The sequence below is a fragment of the Pseudomonas sp. H26/SER47-MNA-CIBAN-0231 genome (assembly GCF_040310465.1).
GTDB lineage: Bacteria > Pseudomonadota > Gammaproteobacteria > Pseudomonadales > Pseudomonadaceae > Aquipseudomonas > Aquipseudomonas atacamensis.
In genome coordinates this window covers 30018-41896 of sequence record NZ_JBEOPW010000014.1, presented here as the reverse complement: position 1 = coordinate 41896, position 11879 = coordinate 30018, and the positions used below count along the sequence as shown (strand labels likewise).

Below are 11879 nucleotides of genomic sequence, written 5' to 3'. Positions count from 1 at the left end.
GACTTCCCTTACTGTTGAGAGACCAACGTTCGATGTCTTGTTTCAAACCACTTGAATGCCGTTCTGTACCCACAAGTGGTGGCTCGGATCCTCCTGTGCCGTGTATTGAACATAGTCGATGCCGTCGGCCTGTTGCGTGCCATCGGCGACCCAGCCATCGGTCATGTGCACGCTGTCCCTGTCGTCACCCTTGATCAGCAGGGTGTTGTTGTCCGAAGAGGTAATCGCCAGCAGATCGCTGAGATTCAGTGTGAGCGCGACCGCACTGGAATGGTTGAGATCGAGGATTTCGACGTTGTGGATCTTGCTCTGCAGATCGCCGAGGTTGATCGACACATCGCCACCGGCCCAGAGCAGGGTGTCGGTGCCGCTGCCGCCGTCCACCGAGGTGAACTGCTGATCGGCGATGATCAGCGTGTCGTCGCCACCGCCACCTTGCAGGGTCACGGCGCCACCGTGCGAGCCGTCGAGGATGTCGTTGCCCTCGGTGCCCTGGATCAAGTCACTGCCAGTGGCATGGGCGAGACCGAGGTCATCGCTGGCCAGTGCCGAGAACGCGGTGCTGGCGAATGCGCCGGCATTGTTCAGGTCGATGGTCAGCGTCGCGGTATCCACGGTGCCGTTGGGGTGGGTAAGTTGGTAGGTGAAGGTGTCTTCCTGGCCGATCACCGCATCGGTCAGGCCGGCCTTGAGCGTGTAGGTGTAGTTGCCGTTGGCCTGGACCACCAGGGTGCCGTAATTGCCGACCAGCGAGACGCCGTTGTACCCCGGCGCGACGTAACTCCCAGCGACCAGCACGCTGAGCAAGGTGTAGACCGAGCCCAACACATCGGCGCCGCCGCCAGCGGTGTCGGTGAGCAGGTTGCCCGATACCGGCGTGTAGCTGCCGACCACGAACTGATTGTTGTAGGTCGCGACGTTGATCAGGCTGGTGTTGACGCTGGTCAGCAGGCCGAGGCCGCCTACTGCCACCCGCACCTGATAACTGCCGGCGGTCTGGTCGTCGAACTTGATCCCGTAGTTGCCGCCGCCGAGATTGACCAGCGCGTTGCCGCCGTAACTCTTGACCAGCACGTACTGGTTGGTGGCGGTGTTGAGTTTGTACAGGCCCACCGTCATCGAACCGAGCAGCGCCAACAGGTTGCTCGAATTGACCACCACGGTCAGGTCACTGACGGTATCGGCCGCGACCACCGTGTTGTAGTTACCACTGCCGCCGCCCAGCAGCACATTGAAAGTGCCAAGGGCAGAGTTGGTGGTGACTTCGCGGTTGATCAGGGTGACGTCAGTCGAGGCGATGTCCGCTGTGGCATCAACCACCAATGCCGGGCTGCCGAGGTTGGCGTCATTCCACACTTCGCTGGCTTGCGGGCTGTCGATGCGCACGTACAGATTGGCGGTGTCGCTCAAGCCGTTCGGGTGCACCAGTTGATAGTTGAACACGTCGACTTTGCCGACGCTTCCGACACTGCCGTTCGGTTTGTAGCTGTAGTTGCCATTGGCGTCGATGGTCAGCGTGCCGTACAACCCTTGCACCGTGGTGCCGGCGCCGGCGCTGACCCAGGCGCCGTTCTTGAAGATCTGCAACTGCGCGCCGTTGTCCGGGCCGGTCTGATCGGCCGTGCCATCGACGCCAACGTTGGTGATGACGTTGCCGGTCACCGCTGGCCCGGCAATGCCGTTGAACTGGGTCAGGCTGCTGACATCCAGTTGCAGCTGGGTATTGACCGTGGTCAGCACGCCGATGCCGGTGCTCGAAACCGTCAGTCGATAATCGCCTGACAGCAGGTTACCGATGTCGACCCGTACGCCCTGGCCGGCGAGCGCGATCAGGTCAAGCAGGCCGCCGCTGCCATTGACATCCAGAGTCACCCAGTTGCCGCTGGCATCTTTGACTTGCAGGGTGTAGACCACGCCATCGATCAGCGAAATCAGACTGCTGGTGGTCAGCGTCAGGGTCGGATCAAGACGCGTGCCGCCGGCGACGGTGAAGGTGAAGGTTTTCGAGAATCCGGCCAGCAGCGTGGTGAACGAGTCGTTGAAGGTCTGCGACGCGGTGACCGGTGCCAGGGTGACGGTGCCGACGGCGAGGTTATCGCTGGCGATCACTGGCGCGTTGACGTCGACGTCCGGCGCAATGACGTTGGCGGCCACCGAAACGTTGCCGCGTGCGTCGCTGAGGTTGACGGTGAGGTTTTCGCCGTTGATCTGCGCACTGCTCAGGGTGACGGTAAACACGCCGAGGTTGTTGACCGTGCCGGTGCCCAGAACGCTGCCGCTGGCCGATTTGATGGTCACGGTTGCACCGACTTCGCCGGTACCGGTGACGGTCAGGCCATCGGCACCGACCAGCAGCGCCGTGGCCGCAGCGGGCGGTGTCAGGTCTGGCGCCGTCGCGGTCGCCGCAGCCGATACGTTGCCGCTCGGATCCGCCTGGGTGACGCTGAGTACCTGGCTGTTGATCTGCGCCGAGGCCAGTACTACCGAAAAGCTGCCGTTGGCGGCAACGGTCGCGGTGCCGAGCACCACACCGCCGACGCCGCGTACGCTGATGGTCGAACCGGGCACACCGACGCCAGTGAGCGCGGTGCCGCTGCCATTGACGCTGACGCCGGTCGGCGCGCCGGGCGCGGTAATGTCCGGCGCTGTCAGGCTGGCGTTGGGCGACAGATTGCCGGCCGGGTCGACCAGACGCACGGTCAACAGCTGCCCGTCGAGTTGCGCGGTGTTCAGGTTGAAGCTGAACGTACCGCCACTGCCCACGGTGGTGGTGCCGATCAGCGCACCGCCCGGGCCGTAGACGTTGACCGTCGCACCGGCTTCGCCCGTACCGCTCAAAGTCAGACCGTTGGCAGCGAGCGTCAGACCGCTGGCTGCAATCGGCGCCTGCACGTCAGGGGCTGTCAGGTTGAAGACCTGCGACAGATTGCCCGTCGGGTCGGCCTGTTGGACGTTGAGCTGTTGGCCGTTCAGTTGCGCGCTGGACAGTTGCACGGTGAAGGTGCCGCCAGCATTGACCACAGCGGTGCCCAGCACGGTACCGGCTGCGTTGGTCACGGTGACGGTCGCGCCGGCCTCACCCGTGCCGCTGACGGCCAGGCCAGTACCGTTCAAGCTGACATTGCTCAGCGGCGCCGGCGCTGTGGTATCGGCGACGCTGAGGTTGGTAACCGGCGAAACGTTGCCCGCCGCATCACTCTGCGTGACGCTCAGCTGCTGGCCGTTGAATTGCGCCGATGACAAGGTCACCGAGAACGAGCCATTGCCCGCCACCGTCGCCGTGCCCAGCACCGTGCCACCCGCACCGCGAACAGTGACGGTGGCGCCAGCTTCACCGAGCCCGCCGAGGACCAGACCGGCACCGCTAAGGACCAGCGCCGTCGGAGCGGCCGGGGGAGTGATGTCGGGCGCGGTTACGTTAAGCCCCGACGAAGTGTTGAGTGCCGCATCGGTCTGAGTCGCATTGAGCACCTGACCGTTGACCTGCGGCGTATTGAGCTGCGCGCTGAAAGTGCCATTGGCGCCGACCGTCGCATTGCCCAGCACCACGCCGCCCGCGCCGGTGATGGTCACCGACGCGCCGACTTCGCCGCGACCGGTGACCAGTGTGCCGCTGGCATTGACCGCCAGATCGCTGAGTGGCGCCGGCGCCGAGGTGTCGCCTGCGGTGATTTCAGTCGGCAGCGAGGCGCCACCCAACGCAGTGTTGGCGGTGACTTCGAGGCTTTGGCCGTTGGTTTGCGCAGGCGTCAGCACCACGCTGAACGTGCCATCCGGGCCAGTGACGCCGGTGCCGATCAGGCTGTTGTCCGGCGCGTAGACATTGATGGTGGTGCCGATCGCCGCCGTGCCGGTCAGCGTCACGCCGTCGGCTGTCAGCACAAGATTGTCCGGCGCAGCCGGGGCTGGCACTGCCGGAACAGTCAGGTCGGCGTCTGCGGACACGTTAGTCGCGACGTCTGTTTGATTCACTGTCAGCACCTGGCCGGCGGTGATGCCGGGGTCCAGATCGATCAGGAATGTGCCGTTGGCCGCGACCGTGCCGCTGCCGACTATATTGCCCAGCGCATCGGTCACTTCGACACTCGCACCGGCTTCGCCACGACCGGCGAGCTGGCTCAGATCGCCGCTGATGGTCAGACCGGTGACGGCATCTGGAGCGGTAGTGTCAGCCGCCGGGTACAGCAGCTCTGGCGATGCGTTTTGCGCTTCGTCCGTCGCGATCACCGACAGCAACTGACCGTTGGCCTGGGCCGGATTCAGCGTGACGGTGTAGGTGCCGTCGCCCAATGCCACCGCTGTGCCGAGCACGGTGCCGGTGGCGGACAGCACAGTCACGGTGCTGCCGGCTTCGGCGGTCCCGGCGAGCAAGGTGCCAGCGCCGGTCAGCGATGTCACCGTTGGTGCGATCGGTGGAGTGCTGTCCGGCGCGTCGACCAGTACGGGCTCGGACTGGTTGGTTTGTGCGTCGGCCTGCACGACCGACAGTGCGCGGCCATCGAGTTGCGCAGCCGACAACGTGACGCTGAAACTGCCATCTGCCGCCACCGTCGCTGTGCCGAGCACCACCGCGCCGTCAAGCACGGTGACGGTTGCGCCGGGCTCGCCGGTACCGGTGACGGTCAAGCCGTCCTGGCTGACGTTGAGGTCGGCCACCTCCAGTGGATCGGTGATATCGCCCGCTTGCAGAGGTGCTGTGGGTGAAATGTTTGAAGCCGGATCAGTCTGATTGACGCTCAACAGCTCGCCATTCACCTGCGGCGGGTTGAGGGTCACGCTGAACGAGCCATTGCCGGTCACGGTTGCAGAGCCCAGTACCGTGCCAGTCGCACTGAGCACGCGCACCGTGGCGCCGGCTTCACCGGTACCGGTCAATGTCACGCCGTCGGACGTAAGAGCGAGGCCTGTGGGCGCAGCGGGCAGGGTGATGTCCGGCGCAGTGACGGGCACGATCGGCGAAGGGTTGCCCGCGGCATCGCGCTGGATCACCGACAAGGCTTCACCGTTGAGCAGAGGCTGGTCGAGGGTGACGCTGAAACTGCCGTCGGCCGCCACGGTACCGGTGCCGATGATGGTGCCCACCGCGTTGGTGACGACTACCTGCGAGCCAGCCGCACCGGAGCCGGTAATCAGGCTGCCGCTGGCGTCGATATCGACATCGGTCAGCGCGGCAGGAGGCGTGCTGTCCGGCGCGGTCAGGGTGCCGGCAGGCGAGGCATTGCCGGCCGCATCCGCCAACACTACGAACAGCGCTTGGCCATTGGTCTGCACCGGGGTCACGGTGATCTGGAAACGACCATCGCTGCCCACGGTGCCGGTGCCCAGTTCGGTGCCATCGGCCGACGTCACACGGACAGTGGCGCCGACTTCGCCGGTACCGGTGAGAAGACCGCCATCGGCATTCAGTTGCAGATCGGCCGGCGTCGCTGGCGGGGTCAGATCCGGGGCGGTGACCGTCACCGGGGCGCTGACGTTGCCGGGTGGATCAGCCTGCTGCACGCTGAGGATCTGTTCGTTGATCTGCGGCGGATTGAGGGTGACGCTGAAGGTGCCGTCGCCGAGTACCACGCTGGTGCCGAGCAAGGTGCCATTGGCATCGCGCACGGTCACGGTCGCGCCGGGTTCGCCAGTACCGATGACCAGCGCGCCGGACGAGTTGATATCGACGTTGTCCAGTGGATCAGGCGGGGTGAAGTCCGGTGTAGTCAGGTTCACTGCCGGCGAGTCGTTGCCCGCCGCGTCGGCCTGGACCACGGAGATCACTTCGGCGTTGGTCAACGCCGGGTTCAGTGGCAGGGTGAAGGTACCGGTCGCGCTGACCACGGCGGTGCCAAGCACGTTGCCGTCGCTGTCGATGACGCGCACCTGCGCGCCGGGTTCGCCGCGCCCGGTCAGGCTTGCGCCGTCGCCGCCGATGCTCAGTTGCGAAACGGCCGCTGGCGGTGTGCTGTCGACCGAAGTGAACGGCGTGGCTGCCGAGGTGTTGCCCGCCGCATCCGTCAGTGACACGGTCAGCGCCTGACCGTTGGCTTGTGGCGTAGTCAGGGTTATCGCAAACGTGCCGTCGATGCTCACGGTGCCGGTGCCGACCAGCGCTCCGGCGGCGTTGTACACGTTGACCGTGGTGCCGGCCTCACCGGTACCCGATAGCAGGGTGCCGTCAGCACTTGCCACCAGCGCCGCCGGCGCATTGGGCGCGAGCAGGTCCGGGGCGATCAGGTTGACGCTGTTGGATTCGTTGCCGGCGGTGTCGGCCTGGCTCAGGCTCAAAGTCTGGCCAGAGGTCTGTGCCGGGCTGAGGGTGACGCTGAAGGTGCCGTTGGCCGCCACCACCGCGCTGCCGAGAACCGTTCCGCCGGTGCCGAGCACGGTCACGGTGGCGCCGGCTTCACCGCGCCCGGTCAGGGCCGTGCCGTTCGGTGCCAGACTCAGTTCGCTGAGCGGCGTTGGCGCGGCGATATCGGCAGCGGTGTAGTCGGTCGGTGACGAATTGATACCGGTGCTCGAGGTTGCCACGGCAGACAGCTGTTCGCCGTTGAGTTGCGCGGCGTTGAGGGTGACGCTGAAAGTGCCATTGGCCGCCACCAGCGCGCTGCCGAGCAACACGCCCGAGGCATTGCGAATGCTCACGGTGCTGCCGGCGGTGGCCGAGCCGGTCAAGGTCAGACCGTCGACGCTGAGGGCCAGGTTGGTCGGTGCACTTTCCGCCAGATTGCCCGGCGCGGTCACCGGCGCCGCCGGTCCGGTGTTGCCGGCTGCATCGATCTGCACCACGGAAAGATTCGATCCAGCCACCGCTGCCGGGGACAACGTGACGCTGAAATTGCCATTGCTGGCAACGGTCGCAGTACCCAGCAAAACACCGCCGGCATCGCGAACTTCCACGCTGGCGCCGACCTCGCCGATGCCGGTCAGGGTGGCACCATCGGCGCTCACCGCCAGATCGCTCGCCACCAACGGCGCCGTGCTATCGACCGCATTGACGATTGCCGGGGCTGACGGATTGCCTGCCGCATCGGTGGCCGTCACGTTCAGCGACTGGCCATTGGTTTGCGGACTGTTGAGAGTAATCTGGAAAGTGCCGTTCGCGGCCGCCGTGGTGGTGCCGAGAAGATTGCCCCGGCTGTCGCGCACGGTCACGGTACTGCCGGCCTCGGCGTTACCGGCCAGTTGCACGCCGGCAGCATTGAGGGTCAATGCGCTCGGAATCGCCGGCGCGGTCAAATCCGCGGCGACGACTTCAACCGCCGTCGAAACGTTGCCCGGCGGATCTTCCTGAGTGACGGTCAGCACTTCGGCATTCAGTTGTGCTGCGTTGAGGGTGACCGTGAACGCGCCGCCACTGCCGACCTGCGCGGTGCCGAGCAAGGTGCCGTCGGCGCTGCGCACGGAAACGGTCGCGCCCGGTTCGCCATGACCAGTGACGGTGACGCCGTCAGCATTCACCGCGACCTGGGTCAGTGCCGCCGGTGGGCTGATATCGGGTGCGGTGACGCTGGTCGATGGCGAGACGTTGCCGGCAGGGTCGGTCTGGCTGATCGCGAGCGCCTCGCCATTGGTCGGCGCTGGCGCCAGGGTCACGCTGAACGAGCCGTCCGCGCCAACCACGGCGCTACCCAGCAGGGTGCCGTTGGCGGTGGTGACATTGACCGTCGCGCCAGCTTCACCCGTGCCGCTGAGGGTGCTGCCATCGGCGCTGATCAGTGGATTCTGCACGGCGGCCGGCGGGGTGCCGTCGATGGTGATCACGCCAGTGGAAGTCGAGGCGTTGCCATTGGCGTCGGTCAGAGTGACCTGCAGGGTTTCGCCGGTGTTCTGCGCGTTGGGCAGGGTGACCTGGAAGTTGCCGCTCTGATCGACTACGCCGGTGGCCAAAACATTGCCGGCGGCATCGCGCACGGTCACGGTGCTGCCGGCTTCGCCCTGGCCTTTGACCACGGTGCCGACGTCATTGATCGTAACGCCAGTCGCTGCTGCGGGCGGTTGCAGATCGGTGGCGATAATGCCGGCGGGTTGCGACAGGTTGCCGGCGGCATCGCTCTGGATCGCGGTAAGTGCCTGGCCATTAAGTTGTCCCGGCGTCAGCGTCAGGCTGAACGTGCCATTGCTGGCGACCAGTGCAGTACCGAGCACGGTACCTGTGGCGTCGGTGACAGTGACCGTCGCCCCGGCCTCTCCGCGTCCAGTGAGTGTCGTGCCGTTGGCATTCAGCGCCAGATTGGTCACCGCGTCCGGCGCCGTGCCATCGACCGCCGTCACCGTGCCCGGAATCGACACGTCACCGTCGGGACTGGTGGCCGTCACTTGGAGAACTTGCGCATTGATCTGTTTGCTACTGAGCAACAGGGTGAAGCGGCCGAAGCTGTTGATCAGACCTGAGCCGAGCACCGTGCCGCTGCTGCTGGTCACCGTCACGGTGCAACCGGGCGTACCGGCGCCGGTCAGGGTGAAACCATCGGCACTCAGAGCCAGATCGGTCGGGGTCGCGACCTGGGTACCGTCCAGTCCTGCCAGCGGCACGACGGGCGAATCATTGCCGCCGCCATCCGTGCTGATGACTTCCAGATTGCCGCCAGGCTCGGCCGGTGGGCTGAGGGTCACGACAAAGCGGCCATCCGCATCGGCCGTCGCGGTGCCCAGCACAGCGCCACCGCCGGCAATGCTGACGGTGACCGTGGTGCCCGGTTCGGCAAGGCCAGAGACCTGCGTGCCGGCCGGGTTGAGCGCGAGATCGCTGACCGCTGCCGGCGGGGTGCTGTCCGGCGCGGTGACGCTGCCGGGAAGCGAATCATTGGTGCCGTCCGACACCACGACTTGCAAGGCTTCGCCATTGGTCTGCGCCGTGTCGAGGTTGACCGTGAAGGCGCCCGTGCCGTCAGCGGTCGCGGTGCCAAGGACGTTACCGTCGGCATCCAGCACCTGCACCGTGTTATTGGGCTGCGTGGTGCCGGTGACCGTGGCACCTGAAGGATCGACGACCAGCCCGGTCGGTGCAGGCGGGGCGGTGATGTCCGGTGCGGTGACCGGCGTGGCCGGCGAGGGCAGGGCGCTCGCGTCGGTCTGGATCACGTTCAGCACCTGACCGTCGAGCTGAGCCGGGCTCAGGTTGACGCTGAAACTGCCGTCGCTGGCGACCACCGTAGAGCCGAGCACCGTGCCGTCGGGCGCGCTGACGGTTACGGTGCTGCCCGCTTGCCCGGTGCCGGTCAAGGTCACGCCGTTACTGGCGAGCACGACATTGTCCGGCGCCAGCGGTGCGGTGCTGTCCGCTGCCGTCAGCGGCGTGTTGGGGGAGACGTTCACGCCATCCGATTGGCTCACTTGCAGTTGTTGGCCATCGATCTGCGGGCTGTTCAGCGGCACTGTAAAGGCGCCGCTGCCGTCGACGATCACGGTACCCAACACATTGCCGGCCGAATCCTTGACTGACACCGTGGCACCGGGCTCGCCGGTGCCACTCAGTTCAGTGCCGCCTGCGTTCAGCGTCAGATCCGAAGGGGCAGTGGGAGCCAGGATATCCGGCGCTTCAACTGGAACTGCCGGGGAGCCAGTGGGCGAGCCATCGGTCTGCACCACGCTGAGGTTCTGGCCATTGGTTTGGGGCGAGGACAGGGTGACTTCGAACCGGCCGTTGCTGCCGACCAAAGCTGTTCCCAGCACGGTCCCGTTGGTGTCAGTGACAGTAACGGTGGCGCCGATCTGACCCGCGCCGGAGACTACGGCGCCATTGGCGGAAATGCTCACATCGGTCACGGCTACCGGTGTGGTCAGATCGGGTGCGATCACGTTGACCGGCGCCGAAGGATTGCCGTCCGCGTCGGTCTGGATCACTTGCAGCTGTTGCGCATCGGTCTGTGGTGTGGAAAGTGGAACGGTAAAATTGCCGTCGGCACCCACCGTGCCGGTACCGATGATATTGCCGGCCGGATCGCGCACGGTGACCGAGGCGCCCAACTCACCCTTACCGGTGAGCGTCTGCCCCTGAGCGTCGAGCGCAAGATCGGAGACGGCCGTCGGCCCTTGGGTGTCAGGCGTCACGTAGTTCAGTGGTGCGGAAGTGTTGCCAGCCGCGTCGCTGGCACTGATCTGCAGTGTTTCGCCATTGTTCTGCGGACTGCTCAGTTGCAGGCTGAACGTACCGTCCGCCGCCACCACGGCCGAACCGAGCACATTGCCGTTGGCGTCGCGCACCGTTACGGTCGAACCGACCTGGCCGCGCCCACTCAACTGCGTGCCATCGACGCTCACCGCGATGTCGCTGGGTTGAGTCACGCCATCCAGATCAATGGCGATAACGGTCGCTGCTGGCGAAGGGTTGCCGGCGGCGTCGGTGACCAGCACGCTCAGCGCCTCACCATCGATTTGCGCGGCATTGAGTTGCACAGTGAACGAGCCATCGGCGGCGACCAGAGCCGTGCCGAGCAGCGTGCCTTGCGCATTGGTGACGCTGACTGTGCTGCCGGGTTCGCCACGGCCGGTGACCGAGAGGCCATCGCTGCTCACCGCCAGATCCGTCGCAGTGCCGGGGCCGGTGATGTCCGGTGCATTGAAGGTCACGGTCGGCGATTGCGCACCGGCGCTGTTGACCGCCACGATACTGAAGGTTTCACCGTTGGCCTGCGCGCGAACCAGCGTCAGCAGGAAAGTACCGTCAGCGGCCACCGCCGCGCGCCCGAGCAATTCGCCGTTGGCGGCACGGACTTCGATCGTGGTGCCGGCCCGGGCGGTGCCGGTCAGTTGGCTGCCGTCGCTGCTCAAACCAAGATTGCCTGGCGTCGTCGGTTCGACGATCTCCGGCGCGCTGACCGTTGCGCCGGTCGAGATATTGCCTGCGGCATCGGTGGCATTCACTGTCAGCGGCTGACCGCCGGTTTGCGCGGGGCTGAGGATGACGCTGAAGGTGCCATCGGCCGCAACCACGGCGCTGCCGAGTAGCGTGCCATCGGCGGCGCGCACCTGGATGGTCGAGCCGGCTTCACCGGTCCCGCCGAGTTGCGTGCCATCGGCGCTCACAGCGAGGTTGCCAGGCGCAGTGGGCGCGGAGGTATCCGGCGCAGTGACCGTACCCGGCGTCGAAACGTTGCCTGCAGGGTCGGTGAGCGTGACGTCGAGCGGCTGGCCATTGTTCTGTGGCGTACCCAGGTCGACCTGGAAACTGCCATCGGCGCCAACGGTACCGGAACCCAAAAGGTTGCCGGCTGCATCGCGTACCTGAACGACACTGCCAGCTTCGCCAAAACCACTCAGCACCCGGCCATCGGCCGACAAGGTTAATCCGGTCGCGGGCGCAGGAGGCGTCGCGTCTGCACCGCCACCGCCACCGCCGCCGCCCTTACTTCCGCCGGCAGCGGCTGCCGCACCACCCGCGCCCAGCAGGCCAAGCCCGGCAATCGCCCATGCCGGCGTCGCGCCATCCACCACACCGACGCCAGCGATCAGCTCGTCCAGCGAATTGATTTCGTCAAAGGTAAAGCCGTTGAACGGCTCGGCGCTGTAGCGCGCCTGCCACAGCGTCGCGTCGTCACCCTGAAAGACAATGTCATTGGGCACGCCGTCAGGGCTGGTGACGAAAAAATTGGAGATTTTGATTTGCTCGCCGGACTTCAGATTGACGATCAAATCCTGACCGCTGCGACTGGTCGACGCCAATTGATCGGGCCGAACCGGCATTTGTACAACTGAAGGCTGACTGAGCTGAACATTGCCCCAGTTCTGGGCAGTGAGCTGAGAATTGGCTTTGTCGGCAATGACGATGTTGTCCATTACTACTCCCTGTAAATGGGTGGGGCGGACGTCCACGGGTGGTTTTAAAACCATAGATAGGGAGTGTCGGATGGGGCTGCCTGATTTTTGACGAGCGTATGGATGGGCCATTTGCC

1 protein-coding gene is annotated in these 11879 nt (G+C 65.6%); it reads right to left on the bottom strand.

Annotated elements, in window-relative coordinates; translation table 11 throughout:
• Positions 1-42: 42 nt before the first annotated feature.
• Positions 43-11763 carry a BapA/Bap/LapF family large adhesin gene (locus AAEZ10_RS19750; RefSeq protein WP_350570599.1) on the bottom strand — a complete coding sequence of 3907 codons (11721 nt, stop codon included), beginning with the start codon at positions 11761-11763 and terminating at the stop codon, positions 43-45.
• Positions 11764-11879 lie beyond the last annotated feature (116 nt).

Excerpts from the sequence above, each read along its gene's own strand:
- AAEZ10_RS19750 (WP_350570599.1), bottom strand. The coding sequence starts at position 11,763 with ATGGACAACATCGTCATTGCCGACAAAGCCAATTCTCAGCTCACTGCC.